We start from the raw sequence: 23621 nt of genomic DNA on the forward strand, positions 1-23621 counted from the left end.
GCGGCCAAAGGCGGGCATAGCGAGGCCTCGGAAACCCTGAAAACGCTTCAGGAAGGGGCCACGGCCGCTAAATAGGACCTTGCAGTCCTGATCGGAAAATCAAAGACCGCCCTGCCGTTTCGGCTGGGCGGTCTTTTTTTGTCCCGATGGGAGATTGTGGGCCTTTCTTTTGCCGTGCGGGTTCGAGGCGGCCGTCTCAGGCTCCCGGTGCGACCCTCAGCAGGTTTCTGCCGACCCAGCGCTTGGCGAACTGAAAGGCGGTGCGTCCGCAGCGCTTGCTCTTGCGGTGCGACCAGGCGATGGCGGCCTGCTCGGTCTCCCGGGTCCATTCGAGAACGGCGTTGTTCTTGCGGGCCAGGTTTTCGATGCAGCGGCGCACCACGCACAGGTACTGCTCCTGGGAGAAGACGTGAAAGGGGACCCAGAGACCGAAGCGGTCGGAGAGGGAGATTTTCTCCTCGACCCCCTCGCCGTGGTGGACCTCGTTGTTGACCAGCTTGGCGCCGAGGTTGTCGGTGGGATACTCGGGGAGGAGATGGCGGCGGTTGGAGGTGACGTAGATAAGAACGTTCTCCGGGGCCGAGTAGACCGAGCCGTCAAGGGCGCTTTTGAGGACCTTGTAGCTCCTCTCCCCCGGCTCGAAGGAAAGGTCGTCGCAGAAGACGACGAATCGAAAGGGCTCCCCCGCGATGTGGCTGAAAATGTCCGGCAGGGAGGGCAGGTCGTCCTTGTCCAGCTGGATGACCCGCAGCCCCTGCGGTGCATAGGTGTTGAGCAGGGCCCGGATCAGGGAGCTCTTGCCGGTGCCGCGCGAGCCCCACAGCAGGGTGTTGTTGGCCGGAAACCCCCGAAGGAACTGCAGGGTGTTCTCCTCGACGATGCGTTTCTGCTCGTCGATGCCGAGCAGGTCGTCGAGGCGGATCGGGTCGAGGGCCGGGGCGGGTTCCAGGTAGCCGGCGAGGGAGAGGCGGCGCCAGTTGGCAGCGTAGCAGCCGGCCCAGTCAATCTTCGGGACCGGCCGGGGCAGGATCTGTTCGACCGAGGCCAGGACCCTGCGCAGCTGTTCGATCAGATCGGCATCCAGGTTCATGGGGCCTCCACAAAAGGTGGTTTCCCGGGCCGAAGGCGCGGGGCGGGAAGGGACCCTGTCGCCCGGATGGCTCGGGGAAGGGATGGGAAAAAGACCTGGAAAGGCCATGATACGAAGAGTCGGGGGGGGAATTCAAGGGTCAAGTCGGGCCGGGCGAACCCCGGCGAGCCGACCCTTGGCCGCCGAGCTTGAAATCGGGGACTCCCGGGTATACTTGAGAAGGTCGGGCTGGACTCGGCCGGATTCCAACCCGCGAACCTGGCATGTCGAGACGCAAAGGAGATGGCCATGGGAGAGAAGGGGTTTTCACCGCGGACGGAAAATGCATGCACCGCGCCGGCAGGGCACCGGGATCACATGTGCCTGTTGATGGAAAAGGGGCTGACGGAAGAGGTCGCCCTCCGATCGACCCGCCCTGCATACGCCTGCGGAAACTGCGGGGCTCTGGCCAACGAAAGGGAGGACCTCTGCAATCCCGCTCCCCTTTAGGGGGGGGCGCTCAGCGCTCGGTTGGTGGTCCGTGGTTTTCCTCTTCCGATCCGGCAACGTTGGACTTGACAGCCGGGGTGGGTAGTATATTCTTGCCACTTAATGAGAGGCTGCCCTTTCGGCAACCGGGAAAACATCCAGCCAGGAGGTAGATCATGGATTTCAGTGCCATCATTCCCAAACTTCAGGAGTGGGCGGCTTTCTACGGGCTGAAGATCGTCGCTGCCCTGGCCATCTTCATCATCGGGCGCTTGGTGGCCAAGGCCCTGCGCGGCACGGTCAAGCGCATGATGACTCGCAGCAAGGTCGACGAGACCCTGATCTCCTTCGTCGCCAGCCTGACCTACGCCGCCCTGATCACCATCGTCGTTATCGCCGCCCTCAACCAGCTCGGTATCCAGACCACGTCTTTCATTGCCATTATCGGCGCCGCCGGCCTGGCGGTCGGTCTGGCCCTGCAGGGTTCTCTGGCCAACTTCGCCGCCGGGGTCCTGATGATCATCTTCCGGCCCTTCAAGGCGGGCGACTACATCGAGGGCGGGGGCGTGGCCGGGGTCGTCGAGGAAATCCAGATTTTCACCAGCCAGCTCAAGACCCCCGACAACAAGCTGATCATCGTTCCCAACGCCAAGATGATGGGCGACAACATCGTCAACTACTCGGCCAAGGAAACCCGCCGCGTCGACATGGTCTTCGGGGTGGGCTACGGCGACGACCTGGACAAGGCGCGCCTGGTCCTGCTGGAGGTGGTGGCGCAGGACGAGCGGGTTCTCAAGGATCCCGCCCCCCAGGTGGCGGTCTCCGAGCTGGCCGACAGCAGCGTCAACTTCGTCGTCCGGCCCTGGGCTAAGACCGCCGACTACTGGGGGGTCTACTTCGACTTGACCGAGGCCGTCAAGAAGCGCTTCGACGCCGAGGGCATCTCTATTCCTTTTCCCCAGCGCGATGTGCACCTCCATCAGTCCCAGGGCTAGGTTCCGCCCCTCCCCGGGGGAGTCCCGAACCTTCCAGCAAAGGCCTGCCCACCTCGGCAGGCCTTTTTTTGACCGTCCCATCCGCTGGGGGGCGGCTGACCTTTTTGGGCCCCGGCCTTCTTGCTTTGGCGAGGCCCCTCCCCTCCTGCTGTCCCTATTTCTGCTTCTTGATTGTGTTTTCAGGATGTTGCGACATTGGTCCGGTCCTTGCTCTCTGTGTCGGTTGTCTCTTGCAAGGATGTTCTATCCACAACCGGCATGAAATTGGAGGACCGAATGAAAAATCGTGTGTTCAAATCCCTCGCCTGGTCGCTGCTGCTGCTCGGCGCCTTGATCTTCGCCGCCTGCGGCGGCGGAACAAGCTCCGGGGACGCCCACTCGTCCGGCAGTTCTGTCGGCACCCTGCAGCTGGCCCTTACCGACGCGGTGGACCCCAGCTATCAGGAGCTTGTCATTTCCATTCAGGAGGTTCGCGGCGCTGCCGAGGGGAGCGAAGAACTGCCCCTGGCCGAGCTGCCGCTGATCGCCACGTTCGACCCGCCGCGGGCGATCAATGTTTTGGATCTTGCCTTCCAGCAGGAACTGCTCGGCGAGGCGGACATCCCCGCGGGCACCTACACTCAGGTGGTTATGGTCCTGGCCCAGAACGGCGACCCCGCCGCCCCCGCCAATTATCTGGTGATGCGGGACAACCCGGACGAGGAGATTCCTCTTGAGCTGGCCGCCGGCGAAGAGCCGGTCCTCCATGTGCCCGCCGGCTTCATCATCGCTCCCGGCCAGACCAGCACCATTGTGCTCGACTTCGATCCTGCCCGGGCGATCGTATTCGATGAAATTACGGGACAGGGAATCTTCAATCCCACCGGCATCCGGGTGGTCGAGGTGGCCGAGATGCTCCCCCTCTATGGCGGCATATCCGGACGGGTCGTCTATAGTCAGACCGATCCCGTTTCCGGCGCGCCCCTTGAGGCGATTGTGGAAGACGCGATCATCACGGTCGTGCCCGGCAGTGGCGAGAATCGCGTCGCCGCCACCGGTGTCAACCCCGACGACGGAACCTTCCGGGTCTTTCTCCCCGGCGGTTATTACGAGGTGCGCATCGAGGCTGAAGGGTTCGAGCCCTTCGACTCCGCTCCCCAGGTCTTTCTCGTGGAGGAGGGGGCCGAGACGTCCATGGTGACCGTCGAGCTGAATCCCGTCGCCCCTCCTGCCGACGATCCTGCCGACGATCCTGCCGACGATCCTGCCGACGATCCTGCTGACGATCCTGCTGACGATCCTGCTGACGATCCTGCTGACGATCCTGCTGACGATCCTGCTGACGATCCTGCTGACGATCCTGCTGACGATCCTGCCGACGATCCTGCCGACGATCCTGCCGACGATCCGGCTGACGATCCGGCCGACGATCCGGCCGACGATCCGGCCGACGATCCGGCCGACGATCCGGCTGACGATCCGGCCGATGATCCGGCCGATGATCCGGCCGATGATCCGGCTCTAGTGCAACTCCTTTTCACCGATACCCCCAACCTGGCCATCGAGGCGGGAACCCTGAGCGTTGGCCAGGTCGCCATGCACCGCACCGGAGGTCCCTGGGTCAACTTCCTTGATGAAAGGATGGAGCTGGACCTGCTGGAGATGGAAGAGGAACCGGCCCTGTTTGGCGAGTTTCACGTCCAACCTGGCAAGTACACGCAGATCCGCCTCCAGTCTATCGACGCCGAGGTGACCGTAAACGGCGTCACCTACGATGTCGAGGTGCCGAGCGGCGAGTTCAAGGTTAACTGCAACTTCCGGATCGACAGCGGTGGCCTCTGGGAGTTGGTCGTCAACCTCGGCGCTCAGAACTCCCTCAGGTACAACAAGGGCAAGGACCTCTACAAAATGAAGCCGGTGCTCGAGCTCGAGAGCGCTACCGACGTAGAAGAGGATCCAGCCCAGTAGCGGCGCAACGCATTGCCTTTGATATTATCTGATGCTTTTTCGATTCCTTCGGGCCCGCGACATCGCGGGCCCTTTTTTCCTGTCGGCCGCGGCCGGGCCTTTAATGTCGCCTCCCTGGAAGGCTTGGGTGGCTGCCTGGTTATCCCGGCGGGGTCTGCTTTGAGTAAGTCATCCTTTCGAAAGGTGGTTTTCGGTGCATAGGGGATTTCGCCTCTCCCGTTTCCCGACCAGTCCGTGCGCTCATGGGCTTCTTATTGTCCTGTGCGCGATTCTGGCCTATTCCAACACCTTCGAGGTCCCCTTCGTTTTCGATGACAACGCTTCCATTGTCGACAACACCGTCATTCGCGACCTGAAGCGTTTTTTGCTGGAGGGGGAGGGCTATCGGTTCAACCCCCGTCGCTTCGTCACCTACCTGACCCTGTCACTCAATTATCACCTCGGCGGGCTGAATGTCGTCGGCTATCATGTCTTCAACCTGGCGGGGCACCTCGGCAACGCCCTGCTGGTCTATATCTTCTGCCGCCTTTTACTGCGAACCTTCTCCGAAGCGCCGGGCGGCGCCTCTTTCGGTGCGGTCTCTGCTGTGCCCCTTGTGGCAGGGCTTATGTTTGCCCTTCATCCGGTCCAGACCCAGGCGGTCACTTATGTCATCCAGCGGGCGGCCTCTCTGGCGACTCTCTTCTACCTCGGCTCGGCGGTCCTCTATCTGAAGGCCCGGCTCTGCCAGGAGGCCGAGCGGTCAGCCGCGGCGGTGCTATTTTTCTTTTCCGCCTTTGCGGCAGCTTGCCTGGCGATGCATACGAAGGAGATCGCCTTCACCCTGCCCCTGTCGGTAGTCCTTATTGAGGTCGCTTTTTTCAGGCCGTCCCCCCGCCGCCGACTGTTTTGGATCGTGCCCCTGCTCTGCACCCTGGTTATTCTGCCCTTGGGGCTGGCGGGGGCGGATAAGCCCCTCGGTGACCTGTTGTCCGATGTCAGCGACATGGCCCGCGAGACCGAGGTTATCTCCCGGTGGGAGTACCTGCTGACCCAGTTCACGGTGGTGGCCCGTTATCTGAGGCTGATGCTTCTGCCCTGGGGGCAGAATTTCGACTACGACTGGCCGGTCTACCGCTCTGCCGGCGAGTTTCCCGTTGTTCTGGCGGGCCTGCTTCTGGCAGCGGTTCTCATCCTGGCCCTCGGGTGTCTGCGTCTTTCACGCAGGGGGGGGCGCGGCGGAGAGGAGGCCGCCCTGTGCCGCCTGGCCGGTTTCGGTCTGCTGTGGTTCTTTCTTGCCCTCTCCGTCGAGTCGAGTCTGATCCCGATTAGCGACGTGATCTTCGAGCACCGGCTCTACCTGCCTTTTGTGGGTGGAGTCATTACCCTGTCGGCGGCGGGGACGGCCCTTGCCCGCCGCCTCCCGGGGCCCGCCCGCTCGGTGCTCCTGCTGGTTCTTGTCCTCGCCATGGCGGGCGCCACCTGGTCACGCAACAGGGTCTGGGAAAGTCCGGTTTCCCTGTGGAGCGACGTGGTTCTGAAATCTCCTGGAAAATCGAGGGCCCATGGCAACCTGGGAATCGCTTTCTACGAGGCGGGGCAGACCGGGGCGGCCATGGAGCAGTACCGCCACGCTCTCGCCCTCAACCCCGCAGACCACCGCACGCGCAACAACCTGGCCAACGCATACGAGCAGAGAGGGGAGGCCGATAAGGCGGTGGATCTTTACCGAGAGGCCTTGCGGCTCGATCCGGACAATGCCGAAATTCTCGGCAATCTCGGCACCCTTTACGAAAAGATGGGCCAGGTCGATGCCGCCGTCAAGGCCCTGGAGGCCTCGGTGCAGATCAAACCCGATTCCGACCGGGCCCGCTACAACCTGGCCCGGGCCTACGGGCGCAAGGGGTGGGTCGAAAAGGCCGCTGCGGAATACCGGACGGCTCTCCGGCTCAATCCCATGGATGCCGACTCCTGCACCAATCTGGGCGTCATCCATGCCGGGAAGGGGGAGATCGATCGGGCCATCAAGCTTTTCCGCAGAGCTCTCGAGACAGCCCCGGGCAACGTCGACATCCATTTTAACCTCGGTATGGCCTACGAGAAAAAGGGGCGGAAGAATCGTGCGATTCAGGCCTTCGAGGGAGCCCTGGCCGCCGACCCGGGGAAGTCGGAGGCTCGTTTTCGCCTGGCCCGACTCTGCCTCGCTACGGGGGACGCCGAGAAGGCTGCAGCTCATTTCAAAAGTCTTCTGCAGGGCCACCCCGCCAGCGCACTGGCCCATGCGGGGCTCGGTGCCGCCGTTCTGCAAAAGGGGCACACGGCCGAGGCCATCGAATATCTGCAAAGAGCCCTCGAACTGAATCCGGAGAGCGCCTTTGCCCGGAAGACTCTCACCCGGGCCAGGCGTTTGCTGGCCTTCGGACCTTAGGGACACGGCGCTGTCCTTTCCCCCGCGGCCCTTTGCGGTTGACAGGTCGCCTGCAAAAGCGGTAATTAAGGAAAGCTCCGCTTAATCCGGGGGGTGATGATGCGCCGAGGGGGACCGACTTGCGCTTTTGAAGACAGAGACACAAAGTCGCCTTTTGCAGTGCTGAGCTGGAGGGCGGTTTTTTGTTGGCGGGCCGTCCCGCCCGCCTGAAAAGGGTTTTTCTTTGATCGATGATTTCCGGCAGATGAGGGGAGTGCGCTTTCTGGTCGCCGCGGCGGCCTTCGTGGTGGTGGTGGCGGGGATGCGCGCCGCCGAATCTCTTCTGATCCCCTTTCTTCTGGCGATCTTCCTGGCGGTCATCGGCGCCCCGCCGGTCTTCTGGCTGCAGCGCAAGGGGTGTCCCAAGGGCCTCGCCGTGCTTCTGGTGGTCTTCGCCCTGCTCGGGCTGGAACTCGGCATGGCGGCCCTCGTCGGCACCTCCCTCAACAGCTTCTCTCAATCCCTCCCTTTTTACCAGGAACGCCTGCAGGAAGAGGCCGCTGCGGTCCTTGGGCTGCTCGACCGTTTCGGCCTTCCCATGCCCGACCGCTCCCTGGTCCAGTACATCGACCCCGGAGCGGCCATGCGCCTTGTGACCCGGATCCTTTCGGGCCTTGGCGGGGTCCTCACCAACACCTTCCTGATCATTCTCACAGTGGTCTTCATCCTGCTGGAGGCTTCGAGTTTCCCCGGCAAGCTGCGCGCCGCCTTTTCCGACGTGGAGGAGACCTTCGGCTTTTTCGACAAGTTCGTCACGGGCCTCAACCGCTACACGGTCATCAAGACCCTGGTGAGCCTCGCCACGGGGGCCGTGGTGGCCGCCTGGCTGGCGGTGCTCGGGGTCGACTTCCCGTTGCTGTGGGGCATGTTCGCCTTCCTTTTCAACTACGTGCCCAACATCGGCTCGATCATCTCCGCGGTGCCCCCCGTCCTGCTCGCTTTCATCCAGTTCGGGCCCGGCCGCGCTTTGCTGGTCGCGGCAGGCTTCGTGGCGGTCAACATGGTCTTCGGCAATCTTGTCGAGCCCCGCTACATGGGGCGTCGTCTGGGGCTGTCGACTCTGGTGGTCTTCATCTCCCTGGTCTTCTGGGGCTGGGTGCTCGGCCCGGTGGGGATGCTCCTTTCGGTTCCCCTGACCATGACCCTGAAGATCGCCCTGGAGAGCAGCGACGAGATGCGCTGGCTGGCGGTGCTGCTCGGCCCCGAGTCCGCCGGTGAGAACACCGCGGAGTCCCGAACGGCTTGACCTGCGCCGTTCGGATACCTTTTCGATCGATTGCAGGCCCGCGCCGGCTGGTATCCCGGTGCGCGGCGCATTGAATCTATTGCAGACAAAGGAGCGGAGCATGAAACGGTTGGTCCTGCTGGTTGGTTTGGTTCTGGTTATGGCCCTTGCCGGTTGCGGAGGGGGAGGCGGCGACGGCGGCCTGTTCGACGACGACGGCCTGTTCGATGGAAACGACGGCGGGGGGGGCGACGACGGAGGGACCGCCCAGCCCCTCAAGGAGTGGACCTACATGGTCTACATGGGCGCCGACAACAACCTCTCCACGGCGGGTCTCATCGACCTCAACGAGATGGAGACCGTCGGTTCGGACGACAAGGTCAACATCGTTCTGCAGGCCGAGTTCAGCACAAAGTTCACCCCCTTCGACGACTTTGGCCTCTCCTACGGGGGCAAGACCCTGCGCTTCCTTGTGAAGAACGACAACGACCCGAACAACATCGACCTGGCCGCCGGGACTTCCATCGGCAACGTCAACATGGGATCGCCGGACACCCTGCGCGATTTCATCCAGTGGGCGGCCGAGACCTACCCCGCCAAGCGCTACGCCCTGGCGATTTGGGACCACGGCGCCGGCTGGAAGGTCTCCCCGCTGACCAAGGGGGCGGTGGAGGACGAGACCAACGGCGGCTGGATGACCCTGCCGGACCTGGCGAAAGGGGTCGCAGACTCGGGCGTGGATCTCGACCTGATCAACTTCGACGCCTGCCTGATGGGGATGTACGAGGTCGCCTACGAGTTCCGGGGGCTGACCGACTACCTGGTCTTCTCGGAGGAGACCGAGCCCGGCGACGGCGACCCCTACGACACCATCCTCGCCGCCCTGAGGAACAAGCCGGCCATGGGCGCCGAGGAACTGGCGGGGACCATCGTCGACAAGTACTTCACTTACTACNCACTTACTACAAGAATTCGGAGCGCCAGGAGGCGGTCACCAAGTCGGCGGTCGCCTTGGACGGAATCGACGCCCTTCACGGGGCGGTGGGCCGGCTCTCTGACGCCCTGGTCGGCAACTTCGCCGCGGTCAGCGCGGCGGTGGCCAGCGCCCAGAGCAACAGCCAGAACTACTATTACCCGACCAACTACGATCTGTACGACTTCTGTGACTCCCTCGCCTCCCAGCTTCCGGCCGGCGCGGTGCGCAACGCCGCCCTCGAGGTGATGGGCCTGCTGGAGGACGCCTCCTTCGTGGTGGCCAACAAGAGCCTCGGCGGGTCGGTCTCCGGCTCCAAAGGCCTTGCGATCTTTGCCCCCATGGCCAACCAGATCTCCGGCGACGACGTGGTCGACGAGCTGCGCGAGTACGCCAAGCTGGCCTGCAACCGGGACAAGGCGGCGGGTTGGTACGACGCCGTCGAGGCGATGATGGCCGGCCAGACCCAGGACGTGGTGCCGGGCGGCTTCTCCTTCTATATCGAGTGGGACTCGGACGCCGACCTCGACCTCTACGTCTGGGAGCCCCAGGAACTGTACGCGCCGTGGATGGGCCAGACCACCCCCAACGGCTTCTTCTCGGGCGATTCGGCCAACACCGGGCTTTCCGAGGAGTACTATTCCGCCAACGACTACGTGCAGCCCGGCGATTACGATGTTATCATCAACTACCATCAGGACGGGCTCTTCTCGAACTCCGCCAACGTCACCTTCTGGTACTACGAGCCCCAGAGCAGTTCCGACTGGCAGTCGGCCGGGCCCTTTCAGCTCGATCTGAATCAGGAACTGGGGAATTTCGACAATATCACCGACCTCGAGCAGCTCAACGACTACAGCGACTGGTGGTATCCCGGCAACCTGAGCCGGGCCGCCGCCGTTGCCCGGCCGGTGCGGATCAACGCCGGCGACCGCGCGATTACCCTGCGCTTCCAGCAGAAAAAGTCCGCGCCGAGCCTGGACCATATCAGGAGGTAGCCCATGCGAAACTGGAGAAAAAAGGCGATTCTGCTCGCGGCCCTGCTGTTGCTTCTTCCCCTCTGGGCCTGCGTGCAGTCCCAGGGGATGGGCGTCTCGAGCCAGGCCGGGCCGAGCGTCGCGGAGCTGCGCGGCGCCCCGGCTTCCTATGTCGGCCAGACGGTGCTCGTCAGCGGCCTGTTCAAGGGGTGGAAGGGGGCCTGCCTGTCGACGCCGCCCGTCTCCCGCAGCGACTGGATGCTCGAGGATGGCACCGGCTGCATTTATGTGCACGCGCCGCTTCCGGCGGGCTCCGACCCCCTGAAGCCGCAGGGCGAGGCGGTGAGTTTGAGGGCGGTGGTCCGGCAGGACCGCAGGGGCGCCCCCTACCTCGAAGGGGTTGAGCCCTAGGCGGCACGGGTGACGGGCATGAGGCGGGTATTTTTTGTTGTCTTTCTCCTGGCGATGCTGCTGGCGGCCGGCTGCGCCGAGCCGCAGCTGCGTACCATGGAGGTGACGGGGTACTGCAACTGCGGAGACTGCTGCGGCTGGGAGCGGGGGAGCTGGAAGTACCTCAAACTCGATTTCTGGAACCGCTACGTCCTGACCGGCAGGAACGCGGGAAAGGCCTACTCGGGCCTGACCGCCATGGGGACCAGGCCCCGCGAGCCGGTCCCCGGTCTTTTCTCCGGCGACAGCCTGCGCCGGCCCTGGATGGTCCCCTTTCGTCTTGTCCTGCCCTGGCTGTGGCTGTCCCGGGACGGCACCATCGCCGCCGACACCAAGTTCCTGCCTTTCGGGACCCGCCTCTACATACCGGGCTACGGCTACGGCATGGTGGAAGACCGCGGCTCGGCCATCAAGGGACCCGTGCGCCTGGACGCCTACTTCGACTCCCACGGCGAGGCCCTCGAATGGGGCCGGCAAAAGGTCGAGGTGCAGGTGCTGAACTGAAACACCGACCGGCTCCCGACCGCCGGGAGCGGGTCTTCCGGATGACCTTCCGCGCGGGGCGGCGGCGAGTCGCCCCCAATCAAAAACCAGAACCTTCGGATAGGACAGATCATGGACGAGGACGACAAGGACGTCACCGAGAGCGCCGGCGAGGAGAGCTTCGCCGAACTGCTGGAAGGGGAGATGGCCGGGGCGGTGAACCTGGAGCCGGGGCAGAAGGTGGACGCCGCGGTGGTCAAGATAACCGCCGACTGGGTCTTCCTCGACATCGGCCAGAAGGCCGAGGGGGTCCTGGACCGCAAGGAACTCCTTGACGACGAGGGCAACCTGACGGTGGAGGAGGGGCAAACCCTCTCCGCCTACTTCCTGTCCCGGTCCGGGGGCGAGCTGCGCTTCACAACCCGGATCGGTTCGGGCAAGGCCGGAAAGGCGCAGATGGAGGAGGCCTGGCGCAGCGGCATTCCCGTGGAGGGCTTCGTGGAGAAGGAGATCAAGGGGGGCTACGAGGTCCGCCTGGCCGGCAGCCTGCGCGCCTTCTGCCCTTATTCCCAGATGGCCCTGCGCGGCGGCGCCCCGGAGCAGTTCCTCGAGAAAAACCTCCCCTTCCGCGTTGCCCAGTTCAGTGAGGGGGGGCGCAACATCGTCCTTTCCCACCGGGCCCTGCTCGAGGAGGAGAGGCGCAAGCAGAGGGAGGAGTTGCAGAAAAGTCTGCGCGAGGGGATGACGGTCCGCGGGACGATCACCTCGCTTCGCGATTTCGGCGCCTTTGTCGACATCGGCGGGGTCGAGGGCCTGCTCCCGATTTCGGAGGTGGCCTGGGGGCGGGTGGAGGATATCGCCGAGGTGCTCTCCGTGGGGCAGGAACTGGAGGTGGTGGTCAAGCAGGTCGACTGGGAGAGCAACCGCTTCGGTTTCAGCCTGCGGGAGGCACAGGCCGACCCCTGGCAGCGGGTCCCTGACAGGTACCCGGAGGGCTCGCGCCATGCCGGCAAGGTGGCGCGGCTGACCACCTTCGGCGCCTTCGTCACCCTGGAGCCCGGGGTCGACGGCCTGGTCCATATTTCCAAGCTCGGCGGCGGCAAGCGCATCTCCCACCCCCGGGAGGTCCTCTCGGAGGGGCAGTCCCTGGAGGTGAGGGTCGAGTCGGTCGACACCGAGCAGCGTCGCCTTTCCCTGGCTCCCGCCGGGGAGGAGGCCGGCCGGGAAGCCGCGGAGTTGCCCGCTTCCCTGCAGGAGGCCCCCTCCCTTGGCACCTTCGGGGACCTGCTCAAGGCAAAGTTCGGCGGCAAGGGAGCCCGGAAAAAATAGCTGAAGGCCGCGCCCCTCTTCTCTGCCAGGAGACGGATGCGATGATTTTCAATATATGCTAAAATTGCGGAGCATGTTCCGGCTTTCCCCTCCCCGGACTCACAGCTCCAGGTAAAAGGGATTCTGTTCGATGGCATCATCACAACATGATGAAAAGAAACAGGGCGAGCTTGGCGACGCCGAGGACGAGCGCCTGAGGGGCGTCGCGTGCCTGTTCAGCCGGGAGGAACTGAAAAACTTCTTCTCCAGCTACCTCATTCTGATCGGGGTGGTGGAGGGGTTCATCTTTTTCTTCAGCTGGCTGAGCTATATCTGGTCCGAAACGGGCGCGTTCCCCTGGAAGGCCTTCCTCATCGGCGCCTTTACCACCCCGGTGGCGATCACCTTCATCTTCGCCATTATCGTCATCGGCTTCAACAAGTACATGTTCGCCAAGGCGGCCCGGGAGGAGAAGGAAATGGGGATCGCCCCGGCCGAAGGGGGCAAGACCCACAGCAAACTCGACCTGGCCTTCTACTACATGCGCCAGGTCCCCTTCCTGGTGGGGCTGCTGCTCCTGGTGGTCAGCGCGGCCTTTGTCTACAAGCTCGACGCGATCACTCTCTTCATCGCCAATGCCGGGGAGCGGGCGGCCCATTACCTTTTCGTCTCCATGGCGGTCCTGGTGGGGGTGTCCACCGTGGTTGTCCTGGTCTGGATGGCCCTCTCCTATCACCTGCGCAAGAAGCGGCTCGATTACCTCTTCCAGTACAAGAAGGAAGTCATGGAGCGGACCGGGATGATCATCCTGGATGACGATTCGATCATCGACCGGGAAGGACGGCTGATCGAGCATCCCGGGGCAAAAGAGGGCGCCCGTGGCAAGGACGAGGATGTCCGGCTGATTCCCAAGCTTCCTTTCCGCAAGTCCGGCGGTTAGGACAGGGGCAAGGGGCCGAGGTCATGAGGGAGGGGCGGAGAGGATCGCCCCTTTTTTGCGGCTTGACATTTTGGAAAGCAGAATATATAGAAACATGGATTATGTTTTTGCAGAACCAGACAGAAAGGAGCGTTCGATGTTGACGATCACCGATGCGGCCAGGGAGCGCCTTGGCCACATTCAGGAAGAGAACCCGGGCAAGACCCTGCGGGTCGTACTGAGCGGTTTCGGCTGAGGAGGCCCCAAATTGGGGCTGGCTCTGGATGAGCCAAAAACAGGCGAGGACACCGAACTCATCAACGGCATCGAGGTCCTCATGGACGCCAAGGTCAGGAGTTTCGCCGCCGGGCAGGCCCTCGACTATGTCACTTCCCCCGGCGGGCAGGGTTTCGTCATCGCCCCCGCCTCCGGCACCTCCCCCTGCGGGTAAGTCCCGGGGGCATGTCGGCCTCCGGACCATTCCTCCGCTGTTTACCTATTCCATTCCCATTTCGTAGTTGAAGCGGGAGGTGCCCGGCACCTCCCGTCCCCTTTTGAGGGCCTCGAGAATCTTTTTGCCCTCGGCCGTCGAGACGCCGACGTGGGCCAGCTCGACGGCGAAGCGCCCGCACCCCATGGCCGCAAGTTCGTCCATCTTGCCGAGCAGGGAGAAGTCCGCCTCCGGGCGGACGATCGTCAGCCCTCCCCGGGTACTCACCCGGTAGGCGTCGCCGCGGTCCGAGACCACCGGCTGGTCGGGTCGCACCCCGCGAACGGCGATGCGCGAGGTGAGGAGGGGGACCGAGGCGTAGGCGGTCAGGGCGGGGCTGAGCCCCGTCCGGCGGCGCAGAAGCTCGGCAAGGTTGTCCCGGTCGTCTTCGATGTAGAGGGTGGTCTCGGCCACGCCCAGCCCCTTCCAGGCCAGGGCGGCCTGGCTGTTGAGGATGAAGAGGCGGTAGCCGCTTATCAGGCGGACCCCTTCGAGGCCGTCGAAGAGAGGGAAATGCCCCAGGTTGTGGAGGCGAAAGGTGGTGAAGCCCCTGGTCACCAGCTGTGCGACCGCGTCGCGATAGCCCGCCCACTGGTCGTCGAAGAGGATAAAGGGCAGGTCCCACACCAGGCGGTCCTCCCGCCCGGCCATGCGCCGGGCGACCTTGCCCAGGCCGCCCAGGTTGGCGGGGGTGAGGGGAAGAAAAATCCGGTCCACGGCGGGGTCGGCCAGCAGGGTCGTGTCGCGCAGGTCGCGCACGGCGACGGTGACCTGGCGCTGCCCGGCCGGGCGGGGGGGGGCGTCGGGGAGCAGGGCGTCCAGAGCTTCTTTGCGATGGCGGTCGCGTCGTTTCCGTCGGGCCGTCACGAGGGCCTCGGCGAGTCCCTCGTAGAAGTCGCGGCGCACGGCCTTGAGGCGGCTCGGGGGAATGACCACAGGGGGCAGCTCCTTTGCCGCAAACTCCTCCAGGGCCAGAGGCTCCACGGCGGTTTTGGCGAAGACCTCGCGCAGGGTCCCCTCCGACAGGGGGCTCTCCGTGGCGGGGGCGGTGGCCACCGGGTAGCTTCGCTCCAGGGCCGTCTCCCCGCTGGCGCCCCGCACCGTCAGGGTTTCGCCCTCGAGGCCGACTTCCAGGCGCACCGGCCAGGGCTCGCGGCCGGCCGCACCCAGTTTGCGCCGGCAGGCCGGATCGCTCATGGTGAAGGCCTTCTCGGAGGAGACCTTGAAGACCGTGTCCCCGACCTTGAACTGGCCCCGGAAGTTGGTCGGGACGGTGACCTGGCTGCCGGCGGGGGTCTTCTTGACCCGCCCCCGGCCCAGACCCAGCTCCTTGACCGTGAAGGCGGTGCCGGCCTTGTCCGATTTGGGCTGGACCCTCAGGCGGTAGCCGAGGTGCAGACCGTCCCGGGAGCGGAAGACGATCTCTCCGCCCCGCACCTGGGTCACCTCGCCGAGGAAGCGGCCGGTGGAGCCCTTCAGGGAGGGGATGGCGATGTCGGTGGGGGCCCTGCCGGTCAGGAACCCCTTGGTCGGCACCCTCCCGAAGGACTGCTTGAGCAGCTCTTTGGCCTTCCCGGCGGCCTCCCGGCGCCCTGCGGGTGGGGCGTCGAGGACCCGCCGGTAGGCGCCGACCACGTTGGCCACGTACTCGGCGCTCTTCATCCTTCCCTCGATCTTGAAGCTCATCACCCCCGCCTGCGCCAGCCGGTCCAGCAGGTCGATGGCGGAGAGGTCGTTGGGGGAGAAGTAGTAGCCCTCCTGGCTGCGGTGGCTGTAGCGGCGCCGGCAGGGCTGGGCGCAGCGCCCGCGGTTGCCGCTCTTGCCCCCCAGGTAGGAGGAGAAGTAGCACTGCCCGGAGAAGGAGAAGCACAGGGCGCCGTGGATGAAATGCTACAGATCGAGAGAGCTCTGGCGGCGGATCTCTGCGATCTCCTCCAGGGTCAGCTCCCGGGCCAGCACCGCCCGGGAGAAGCCCATCCTCTCGAGCATGCGGACGCCGGCGGCGTTGTGGATCGTCATCTGGGTTGAGGCGTGCAGCTCAAGGCCCGGGAAATGCTCGCGGGCCAGGCGCCAGACGGCCATGTCCTGGAGGATGACGGCATCGACCCGCATCGCCTCGAGGGCGGCCAGGGTCTCGGCCAGCTGAGGCAGCTCCCGTTCCTTGACGAGGGTGTTGAGAGTGACGAATATCTTGCGGCCGCGGCGGTGGGCGTAGGCGAGCATCCCCTCCAGTTCGGCCAGGGTCATGTTCTTGGCCTTGGCCCGGGCGGAAAAGTCTTTAAGGCCGATGTAGACCGCGTCCGCCCCGGATTCCATGGCTGCGAAAAAGGCCTCCAGGCTGCCGGCGGGGGCGAGCAGTTCGGGTCTGACGGGGGTTGCTTGGGTCATGGTGTCCTTTGGCCGGAGGCGGCAAAAAAGAGGCCGGGTTCGCGCCCCGGCCTTTTCCATCATCAGTGCCACCAGAATACCACGGCCCCGCGGAACGGGGCAACCGCAATCAGCCCATCAGTCCCCGGTCGGCGAGGCTTACGTACCTGCCCCGGCCGATGATGATGTGGTCGAGCACCCGCACCCCCATGAGCTCGCCCGCCTCGCGCAGGCGCGAGGTGATCTCCAGGTCTTCGCGGCTGGGTGCGGGGTCTCCCGAGGGATGGTTGTGGACGAAGAGCACCGCGGCGGCCGACTCCCGCACCACCGCGGTGAAGACTTCCCGGGGATGGACGATGCTGGCGGTGAGGCTCCCCTCGGAGATGCGAACGGGCGAGCGGAGAAGGCGGTTCTTGTTGTCCAGGAGCACGACCAGGAAGACCTCCCTCTTGAGATCCCTGAGCTCTGCCTGGAAGTGGTGGAAGACCGCCTTCGAGCCGGTGAAGCGCTCCCCCGGCTTCCATGACCTTTGCTCCGAGCGGCGCGCGATTTCGAACACCGCTTGCAGTTCCGCCGCCTTGGCCGGGCCGACGCCCGGTATCCGGCACAGCTCGGCGACGGCGGCGCCGGCGATTCCCTGAAGGGTGTCGAAGCGGTCCAGCAGCAACCGGGCCAGGTCGACCGCGCTGACCTGCGCCGAGGCGGTGCCGGTGCGCAGCACCAGGGCGAGGAGCTCGGCATCGCTGAGGGCCCCGGCGCCGCGGCCCAGCAGCTTTTCCCGAGGACGCTCCTCCTCGGGCCAGTCTTTGATGGTTCGCAGGCTCTTTCCGTTCATATCCGACCCTTCCTCGTGGAAGGGGTGATATTACCACGGGGACGGTGGAGCGGAAAGAAAAAAATTAGCATATTCTTATTTTTTGTGATGCCGCGGCATCCAGAGTGCTCTGCCCGAGTCCTGTGCGAAGGGGTGGGCTGGAGGCCCCTGCCTCCAGTTTTCGGAAAATACCGGATGGATGAAAAAGCGGCCGGCACAAAGGCCGGCCGCTCAAGGAAGGTGGACTAGGGCTGGGAGGGCAGCGTCTTCTCCTTCATGGGGTTGCCCCAGAAGGTTCCCAGGACGCTCCGGTCCTGCTCGGTGATGATCGCCCCCCGCTTGATCATGCGCCGCTCGATCTTCTACAGCGCCCGCCTTTTCTTGATGGCGATATCGACCCGTTCGCGGGTGTGGCAGATCGTGCAGCGGGCGTCGATGACCTGCTGGAACTCCTCCATGCCGCGGAAGCGGTGGGCGCCGAGGTGGTCCACCTGGGGCGCCTGGGCGAAGGCTGTCCCCGCCAGGGCCAGAAGCAGGAAGGTCGCGGCGCCGATAGCCGGCCGGGTCCTATTCGCGCACATAGGTGTCGATGTCCGTTTCATGGACCATTCCCATGAGGCGGGCATATTCCGATTCGATGATCTGGTAGTGCTGGCGGGTCTCTTCGGCCATCTTCTCGAAGACCGCCCGCACCGCGGTGTCGGCGATTTTGGAGGCCGTTAGGCGCAGGTTTTTCTCGAGTTCCTCCTCTTCGCGCAGGGCAATCTCCATGGCTTTGCGTTCCTGAACGTTTTCGTCGAGGGACTTTTCCAGCTCGACGAGCATCGCCGAGTCGAGCTGGGGCGCGGTGGCCATGAAGTCCTCGAAGCTGCCGAGGTCTGCCCCCTGGTAGAGGGGAAAGAAGTGGCCGGCGTGTTCCTGCTCCTCCTTTGCGAGCTGAGTGAAAACCTTTTTTCCCCGCTCGTCCCGGGTGATCTCCGCGGCCCGCTTATAGAAATCCATGACATTTTTCTCGGTCTCGATGGCCAGTTTGAGGGCCTCTTGAAGCTTGAACTCCTGCGGCATACCTGTTCTCCTCCCTGCTTTTCGATTGAAGGGGTCGTTTCCCGCCTTTATTCGCGCACGTAGGTGGCCACGTCCGTTTCGTGGACCATGGCCATGGTGCGGGCGTATTCGGATTCAATCATCATGGCATGGTTGCGGGTCTCGTCGGCGGCCTTCTCCAGAACCGACCGGGCGGAGGGGTCGACGACCCGGGAGGCGATCGAGCGCAGGTTCTTTTCGAGGTCTTCTTCCTCGCGCAGCGCGATTTCCCGGGCCCGGCGCTCATGGACGCTCTCGTTGAGGGATTTGCGCAGCTCGGTTAGCATGGCGGTGTCGGGGTTGGGCGGTATGGCCATGAAGTCCTCGAAGGTCCCCAGCTCCGCTCCCAGGTAGAGATGGAAGAAGCGCTTCACGTTTTCTCTCACCTCCTCTGAAAGGTTGGAAAAAACGGCTCTTCCCGCAAGGTTTTCGGTGATCTGGGCGGCCTCCCGGTAAAAATCGACCAGGTTTTTCTTGGACTGGATGGCCAGCTTGATCGCTTCCTGCAATTTCAATTCTTGTGGCATGGGCACCCCCTTTGATGGGTGGAAAAAAGAAGATGGAAATCACATTAAAATTATGACCCAAAACCTTCCCATGTCAAACCGGTTGGCGAGAGAAACCTGGGCCCCGGGAATCGTTTGGGCTTGCCCTGAGAGGGGGTTAATCGTATTGTATTGGTCTAATTGGCCTGTTCTATTGGTGCGGCGCTTTGGGGGCGAATTTTTTCCTGGCGGAGATTTTCATGGACAACCCAATCAACTTCTGGCTCGATATCATCGCCCAGTTCTCAGGGGGGCGCGGGGAGGCCGGCAACAACCTCGTGCCCTTCGGCCTGGCCGCGGCCCTCTGGGGCGCTCTCCTTGTCCTGGCCTGGTTCAAGAACCGCAGGGCCGTCGCGCCCCGGGAGCGGCTGCTGATCTGGGGGTTCGGGCTCGGCTTTGCCCGCGAAGTGCTGATGCTGGTGGGCAATCTCCTGCACATGGGCGAAGTCGACCACCAGAGCGTGCACCTGTTTTTCCCGCCCCTCAAACATGCCTTCTCCCTGGCTGCCGAGACCGTGGTCGCGGTGGCCTTCGTGCAGTACCTGCTGAACGCGGCCGCTCTCGGGCGGCGTCTCCTTCTGGGCGGACTCGCCCTGGTGGGCGCATGTTTCGCCACCACCTTCCTGTGGTGGGGACGTGTCGCAGTCGCCCTTCCCGATCTCCGGTTTGCCAAGACCTGGTGCGACTGGTCCTTTCACCTGGTCGGCTGTGCGGTGCTGATGGTGGCCTTTTTCTATCTGGTCCGAAGCAGGGGGTGGGTCCGCAACATGGTGTTGCTGGCCCTCGGCTTTTTTTTCCTGGAGGATTTCCTTAAAATCTTCGACCTCGCCACGGGCATGGTCAGCCACAGCACCCTGATGCCGGTTCGTAACAGTCTGCACCTGCTGGCCATTCCCCTGCTGGGGTATGTCTACGTCAAGGAAATGGTCCTGGAGCGGGAACTGCTCTCCACGACGGTGGAGCAGGCGGTGGAAGGCATCATCATCATCGGCCCCGAGCGCAAGATCGAGTACGCCAATGCAGCCGTGGAACGGCTGACCGGCTTCAGCCGGGAAGAGATCGTCGGCCAGGGGGTCGGTTTTCTGCGCAGCGGAAAGCAAAATGAAATCTCCTGCGAGGATATCTGGGACACCCTGAGGCGCGGCGAGCCCTGGAGGGGCCGGGTGATCAACCGCAGGAAGGATGGTGGGAGCTTCGAGGGGGAGAGGACGATTTTCCCCGTGCGCAACCCGAAGGGGGAGATCGTCAACTATGTCGCCCTGATCCGCGACATGAGCAACGAGATGCGCATGGAGCGCCAGCTGGGCCGGGCGCAGCGGCTCGAGGCCATCGGCACCCTGGCGGGGGGCATTGCCCACGATTTCAACAACATCCTCTCCCCGATCATGGGCTACACTGAACTCACCCTCGAAAGCCTTCCCCCCGACAGCCCGGCCCGGGAACATCTGAACCAGGTTCTGGCCGCGACGGGCCGGGCGCGGGATCTGGTCAAGCAGATCCTGGCCAGCAGCCGCTCCAGCAGCCAGCCCCGGCAGCCGGTCCAGATCGCTCCCATCGTGAAGGAAACCCTCAAGCTGCTGCGGGCCTCCCTGCCGACGACCATCGATATCGAGCAGCGGCTGGAGGCGGGGCGGGACGTGGTCCTGGCCGATCCCACCCAGATCCACCAGGTTATGCTCAACCTGGCCACCAACGGCGCCCAGGCGATGGGAACGAGGGAGGGGACCCTTCGGGTCGGCCTGAGCGAAGAGCGGGTCGCCGCCGGTGCCGCCCGGCATCACGATCTCGAGGAAGGGGCCTACCTGAGGCTCACCGTCTCCGACACCGGCTGCGGAATGACCGCCGAGGTGGAGGAGCGCATTTTCGAACCGTTCTTCACGACCAAGGACGTGGACCAGGGGACCGGGCTCGGGCTGACCGTGGTCCAGGGGATCGTGAAGAGCCACGGGGGGGCCATTCTGATCGACAGCGAGCCGGGCAGGGGAACGACCTTCGAGGTCTATTTCCCGCAGCTCTTCGGGGAGGCGGTGGCCGCGGCCGAAGAGAAGGCATCGGCCTTCGCCGGGGGGGAGCACATCCTCTTCGTCGATGACGAGCGGAGCATCGCCGATCTCGGCAACCAGGGGTTGAAACGGCTCGGATACCGGGTGAGCGCAACCACCAGCGGACCCGAGGCCCTGGAGCTGTTCCGCGAGCGACCCGACGACTTCGACCTGGTGATCACAGACCAGACCATGCCCCAGATGACCGGGACCGTCCTGGCCGGGCACCTGGTTGGGATCCGGCCGGACATCCCGATCATCCTCTGCACCGGCTACAGCCCGGGACTGACCCCGGAGGCGGTCGCCGCCCTGGGCATCCGGGAAATGGTGAACAAACCCCTCACGGCCCGCGAGTACGGCGAGGCCATCCGCCGGGTCCTGGTCGGGGCGTCGGCCTGAGCGGTTTTCTTTGCCGGAAAGCTGTGGCATGATGGCCCCCGTGTCCCCGCGGGGGCCTTCTTGCCATTGGGAGCAATGCCATGACTGATCACCGGGAAGCCGTCAGCCCCCATATCGTCCTGCTGCCCCGCGCCGAACTGGCGCGCATGATCCGCCTGGTGCGGGCCCTGGACCGGCTCAGCCGCCTGCCTGCCTACCGGGACAGGGTGATTCCCGAGGTGCCGGAAACCGCCCGTTTCGACCCGGGACACGACTCGGTGATGATGGGGTACGACTTTCATCTCACCGGGGAAGGCGCCAAGTTGATCGAAGTCAACACCAACGCCGGCGGAGCGCTCCTGTCCTACCTGGCCCACTTTCCCGGCACTCCCCTTCTGGCGAGCGGCTTGCCGCACCGGCTCAAGGCCCAGCTGCTGCGCTCTTTCGCCGACGAGATGGGCGGTTTTGCAGGCGCTCGGCCCGCGCGGCCCCAGTGCATTGCCATTGTCGACGAGAACCCCCGGGAGCAGTTCCTCTACTCCGAGATGCTCGCCTTCGCCGACCTCTTCGCCGATTGGGGCGCGGCGGCCGTCGTGGCCGACCCGGCGGAGCTTGAGGCCGGGCCCGGCGGGGTCTCCCTGGGGGGGCAGCGGGCCGACCTGGTCTACAACCGGCATTGCGACTTTTACCTGGAGAGCGACGCCATGGCCGGCCTCCGCGCCGCCTACCTGGGCCGGGCGGTCTGCCTTACCCCCAACCCCTTCACCTACGGCCTTCTCGCCGACAAGCGGCGCATGATCCTGTGGTCCTCCCCCGAAGAGCTGCGTACTCTCGGCCTGCGCCAGCGGGACGCCGAACTCTTCGCGTCCCTCGTCCCCCGCAGCCGCCTCCTCTCCGCCCTCGACCCCGAGGAGGTCTGGCAGGAGCGCAAGGCCCTCGTCTTCAAGCCGGTCTCGCGCTTCGGCAGCCGCGGCGTGCTGCTCGGGCGCAAGATCTCCCGCAGCCGCTTCAACACCCTGGTGCCCGAGGAGACCCTGGTGCAGGCCCTGGCCGAGCCCTCCCTCACGGAGCAGGGGCCGGAGGGACCGATGAAGACCGATTTCCGGCTCTATGCTTACCGCAACCGCATCCTCGGGGTGGCGGCGCGGCTTTACCGGGGGCAGGTCACCAATATGCGCACCCCGGGAGGCGGGTTCGCGCCGGTTCGGGTTGTGTGATCCGCCCTTTCCCATCCCCTTCTTCGCAAAATCTCCCACCTCGAACGCTTTTCTGTTGACGACATCGTTGATAGTTAATCGAATCCAATTCGAAAATTTTAGTTTATTTGGCCGGTTTTTTTTCGATGTGATGGATTGGTCTATGGGGCTGGAGGGCTTAAGCCGCTTCCGCCGGAGTTTCTGCCGGTGGAGCGGCTTTAGCTTTCTTGGGATTGGTAGGCCTTTTCAAGCGGATCGTTTCTGAGAGGAGCAGGATCATGCGCAAAGGGTTGCTGCTGGTGTTGGTTTTGATGGTGGTTTTCGGGATGCCCGGAGCGTGTCTGGCGCTGGGGGGGAAGGTGAGCTACCCGGACGGCAGCCCGGCGGTCGGGGCGACTGTCACCCTCTCGAGCGGGGAGGAAGAGCGGTCGGTGACGGTGACCTGTGATGCCCAGGGGCGCTTCGACATCGGCGCCGCGGCCCCGGCGGACGCTTACGTCAGGATCAGCGCGCCGGACGGCAAGGACTATGTCGGCGCCAGCCTGCCCGCGGCCCTGTTCGAAGGGAACGGACTGGCGGTGGTTCTTCAGCCGCGCAAGTAGAAATTTTCCTGCCATGAAATCATTTGGGGGTACCGCATGGCTGCCACGAAAAAGCTCGCCCTTGTTGTCTCGTTATTTATCTGCGCCCTTTCCCTCACCGCCTCCGGCGCCGTGGCCTACACCCTGCGCGGGACCATCTACGGGGGCAGCAACCCCGCCGCTGGTGCGACGGTCACCCTGGCTGATGCCGGTACCATGACCCAGGTCGACTCGACCACGACCGATGTCAATGGCTTTTATAGCTTCCCGGTCAATGACGGCAATTACAAGCTCACGGTCAATGCCAGTGGGTTTGATGAGTCGGTGGTGAATGGGATTGTCGTGAGCGGCGCGGATGTGCTTCAGAATGTGGTGCTTTTGCACCAAGCCTGCCTCCTGAGCGGGGTAGTGAAGACGTCTGGTGGGACACCTTTGGACAATGTACGGGTTGATCTCTATGGTCAGGGCAGCAATACCCAGATTGGTGATTATTACTTTACGGACACTAATGGGGAGTATAGTTTCAGCGTAGCACCAGGTACCTATAAGATAAATCTCTTTGGTTATGAGAGCACAACGACCCAAACTCCGGATTTCTTGTCGATCAGACCCGTCGTTTCGAACGTGACTGTTGCCAATCACACGACGCAAGATGTCATCGTTCCATTTGTGACGATAAGTGGAAAGACCACGGATAGTAATGGGGCAGCTGTCGGTGGTGTAGAGTTGCGAATTTTAGAGAATTGGTCATCGGGCGAAGTATATAACTATATTAGGTATGATAACGGCAGGGCTGTTTCTGACGCATCAGGCAATTATAGTTTGGCCCTCCCTCCATATACATACG

General features: G+C 63.9%; 20 protein-coding genes and 2 pseudogenes. 15 read left to right on the forward strand and 7 right to left on the reverse strand.

Going from position 1 to position 23621, the window contains the following annotated elements:
* Positions 1 to 196 precede the first annotated feature (196 nt).
* Positions 197 to 1090, reverse strand: coding sequence for an ATP-binding protein (locus C0617_RS06435; RefSeq protein WP_291316192.1), 894 nt, complete (start codon positions 1088 to 1090; stop codon positions 197 to 199).
* 288 nt (positions 1091 to 1378) lie between these two features.
* Here C0617_RS06435 and C0617_RS06440 point away from each other — a divergent pair, with 288 nt between their 5' ends.
* From C0617_RS06440 to C0617_RS17045, 11 genes are all read left to right on the forward strand, one after another.
* Positions 1379 to 1579 (forward strand): hypothetical protein, encoded by a 201-nt coding sequence (locus C0617_RS06440; protein WP_291316193.1) that lies wholly within the window; start codon positions 1379 to 1381, stop codon positions 1577 to 1579.
* Positions 1580 to 1734: 155 nt separating this feature from the next.
* On the forward strand, positions 1735 to 2553 hold the full coding sequence (locus tag C0617_RS06445; protein ID WP_291316194.1) for a mechanosensitive ion channel domain-containing protein: 819 nt from the start codon (positions 1735 to 1737) through the stop codon (positions 2551 to 2553).
* 276 nt (positions 2554 to 2829) lie between these two features.
* Complete coding sequence (locus C0617_RS06450) at positions 2830 to 4500, forward strand: DUF4382 domain-containing protein (protein ID WP_291316195.1); 1671 nt, start codon at positions 2830 to 2832, stop codon at positions 4498 to 4500.
* Between the two features lie 193 nt (positions 4501 to 4693).
* A complete protein-coding gene (locus tag C0617_RS06455; RefSeq protein ID WP_291316196.1) occupies positions 4694 to 6907 on the forward strand; it encodes a tetratricopeptide repeat protein in 2214 nt (737 codons plus the stop codon).
* 223 nt (positions 6908 to 7130) lie between these two features.
* Positions 7131 to 8192 carry an AI-2E family transporter gene (locus C0617_RS06460; RefSeq protein ID WP_291316197.1) on the forward strand — a complete coding sequence of 354 codons (1062 nt, stop codon included), beginning with the start codon at positions 7131 to 7133 and terminating at the stop codon, positions 8190 to 8192.
* Positions 8193 to 8292: 100 nt separating this feature from the next.
* On the forward strand, positions 8293 to 9126 hold an 834-nt coding region (locus C0617_RS06465; protein ID WP_291316198.1), incomplete at its 3' end, for a clostripain-related cysteine peptidase.
* A gap of 1016 nt (positions 9127 to 10142) precedes the next feature.
* Positions 10143 to 10529, forward strand: a complete 387-nt coding sequence (locus tag C0617_RS06470) for a hypothetical protein (RefSeq protein ID WP_291316199.1) — start codon at positions 10143 to 10145, stop codon at positions 10527 to 10529.
* A gap of 18 nt (positions 10530 to 10547) precedes the next feature.
* On the forward strand, positions 10548 to 11072 hold the full coding sequence (locus tag C0617_RS06475) for a 3D domain-containing protein (RefSeq protein ID WP_291316200.1): 525 nt from the start codon (positions 10548 to 10550) through the stop codon (positions 11070 to 11072).
* Between the two features lie 111 nt (positions 11073 to 11183).
* Positions 11184 to 12380 carry a 30S ribosomal protein S1 gene (gene rpsA, locus C0617_RS06480; protein ID WP_291316201.1) on the forward strand — a complete coding sequence of 399 codons (1197 nt, stop codon included), beginning with the start codon at positions 11184 to 11186 and terminating at the stop codon, positions 12378 to 12380.
* Between the two features lie 130 nt (positions 12381 to 12510).
* The gene (locus C0617_RS06485; RefSeq protein WP_291316202.1) at positions 12511 to 13299 is read left to right on the forward strand and encodes a hypothetical protein; all 789 of its coding nucleotides are present in this window, start codon (positions 12511 to 12513) and stop codon (positions 13297 to 13299) included.
* A gap of 136 nt (positions 13300 to 13435) precedes the next feature.
* A complete protein-coding gene (locus C0617_RS17045) occupies positions 13436 to 13729 on the forward strand; it encodes a HesB-like (seleno)protein (protein ID WP_363324343.1) in 294 nt (97 codons plus the stop codon).
* Between the two features lie 45 nt (positions 13730 to 13774).
* Here C0617_RS17045 and C0617_RS06495 read toward each other — a convergent pair whose 3' ends face one another.
* From C0617_RS06495 to C0617_RS06520, 6 genes and pseudogenes are all read right to left on the reverse strand, one after another.
* Positions 13775 to 14965 (reverse strand): DUF3656 domain-containing protein, encoded by a 1191-nt coding sequence (locus tag C0617_RS06495; protein ID WP_291316247.1) that lies wholly within the window; start codon positions 14963 to 14965, stop codon positions 13775 to 13777.
* Positions 14966 to 15283: 318 nt separating this feature from the next.
* Positions 15284 to 16219, reverse strand: a pseudogene (locus C0617_RS06500) (peptidase U32 family protein); the annotation flags it as partial.
* Between the two features lie 46 nt (positions 16220 to 16265).
* The gene (gene radC, locus C0617_RS06505; protein ID WP_291316204.1) at positions 16266 to 16970 is read right to left on the reverse strand and encodes a DNA repair protein RadC; all 705 of its coding nucleotides are present in this window, start codon (positions 16968 to 16970) and stop codon (positions 16266 to 16268) included.
* Positions 16971 to 17311: 341 nt separating this feature from the next.
* A complete protein-coding gene (locus C0617_RS06510; RefSeq protein WP_291316205.1) occupies positions 17312 to 17530 on the reverse strand; it encodes a hypothetical protein in 219 nt (72 codons plus the stop codon).
* On the reverse strand, positions 17517 to 18014 hold the full coding sequence (locus C0617_RS06515; protein WP_291316206.1) for a ferritin family protein: 498 nt from the start codon (positions 18012 to 18014) through the stop codon (positions 17517 to 17519). Before C0617_RS06515 ends, C0617_RS06510 begins: the two co-directional genes overlap by 14 nt.
* A gap of 47 nt (positions 18015 to 18061) precedes the next feature.
* Positions 18062 to 18559, reverse strand: a complete 498-nt coding sequence (locus tag C0617_RS06520; RefSeq protein WP_291316207.1) for a ferritin family protein — start codon at positions 18557 to 18559, stop codon at positions 18062 to 18064.
* Positions 18560 to 18777: 218 nt separating this feature from the next.
* Between C0617_RS06520 and C0617_RS06525 the strand changes: the two genes are divergently transcribed.
* From C0617_RS06525 to C0617_RS17050, 4 genes and pseudogenes are all read left to right on the forward strand, one after another.
* Complete coding sequence (locus C0617_RS06525) at positions 18778 to 21018, forward strand: ATP-binding protein (RefSeq protein WP_291316208.1); 2241 nt, start codon at positions 18778 to 18780, stop codon at positions 21016 to 21018.
* Between the two features lie 80 nt (positions 21019 to 21098).
* Positions 21099 to 22214 (forward strand): hypothetical protein, encoded by a 1116-nt coding sequence (locus C0617_RS06530; protein WP_291316209.1) that lies wholly within the window; start codon positions 21099 to 21101, stop codon positions 22212 to 22214.
* Positions 22215 to 22471: 257 nt separating this feature from the next.
* Positions 22472 to 22795, forward strand: coding sequence for a carboxypeptidase-like regulatory domain-containing protein (locus C0617_RS06535; RefSeq protein WP_291316210.1), 324 nt, complete (start codon positions 22472 to 22474; stop codon positions 22793 to 22795).
* Between the two features lie 36 nt (positions 22796 to 22831).
* Positions 22832 to 23086: pseudogene (locus C0617_RS17050) on the forward strand (carboxypeptidase-like regulatory domain-containing protein); the annotation flags it as partial.
* Positions 23087 to 23621 lie beyond the last annotated feature (535 nt).

The organism is Desulfuromonas sp. (assembly GCF_002868845.1).
In the GTDB taxonomy this organism is placed as follows: Bacteria; Desulfobacterota; Desulfuromonadia; order Desulfuromonadales; family BM501; genus BM501.

Coding starts and splice junctions, on each gene's coding strand:
- C0617_RS06435 (WP_291316192.1), bottom strand. CDS start 1,090: ATGAACCTGGATGCCGATCTGATCGAACAGCTGCGCAGGGTCCTGGCC.
- C0617_RS06440 (WP_291316193.1), top strand. CDS start 1,379: ATGGGAGAGAAGGGGTTTTCACCGCGGACGGAAAATGCATGCACCGCG.
- C0617_RS06445 (WP_291316194.1), top strand. CDS start 1,735: ATGGATTTCAGTGCCATCATTCCCAAACTTCAGGAGTGGGCGGCTTTC.
- C0617_RS06450 (WP_291316195.1), top strand. CDS start 2,830: ATGAAAAATCGTGTGTTCAAATCCCTCGCCTGGTCGCTGCTGCTGCTC.
- C0617_RS06470 (WP_291316199.1), top strand. CDS start 10,143: ATGCGAAACTGGAGAAAAAAGGCGATTCTGCTCGCGGCCCTGCTGTTG.
- C0617_RS06475 (WP_291316200.1), top strand. CDS start 10,548: ATGAGGCGGGTATTTTTTGTTGTCTTTCTCCTGGCGATGCTGCTGGCG.
- rpsA (WP_291316201.1), top strand. CDS start 11,184: ATGGACGAGGACGACAAGGACGTCACCGAGAGCGCCGGCGAGGAGAGC.
- C0617_RS06485 (WP_291316202.1), top strand. CDS start 12,511: ATGGCATCATCACAACATGATGAAAAGAAACAGGGCGAGCTTGGCGAC.
- C0617_RS06495 (WP_291316247.1), bottom strand. CDS start 14,965: ATGAGCGATCCGGCCTGCCGGCGCAAACTGGGTGCGGCCGGCCGCGAG.
- radC (WP_291316204.1), bottom strand. CDS start 16,970: ATGAACGGAAAGAGCCTGCGAACCATCAAAGACTGGCCCGAGGAGGAG.
- C0617_RS06510 (WP_291316205.1), bottom strand. CDS start 17,530: ATGTGCGCGAATAGGACCCGGCCGGCTATCGGCGCCGCGACCTTCCTG.
- C0617_RS06515 (WP_291316206.1), bottom strand. CDS start 18,014: ATGCCGCAGGAGTTCAAGCTTCAAGAGGCCCTCAAACTGGCCATCGAG.
- C0617_RS06520 (WP_291316207.1), bottom strand. CDS start 18,559: ATGCCACAAGAATTGAAATTGCAGGAAGCGATCAAGCTGGCCATCCAG.
- C0617_RS06525 (WP_291316208.1), top strand. CDS start 18,778: ATGGACAACCCAATCAACTTCTGGCTCGATATCATCGCCCAGTTCTCA.
- C0617_RS06530 (WP_291316209.1), top strand. CDS start 21,099: ATGACTGATCACCGGGAAGCCGTCAGCCCCCATATCGTCCTGCTGCCC.
- C0617_RS06535 (WP_291316210.1), top strand. CDS start 22,472: ATGCGCAAAGGGTTGCTGCTGGTGTTGGTTTTGATGGTGGTTTTCGGG.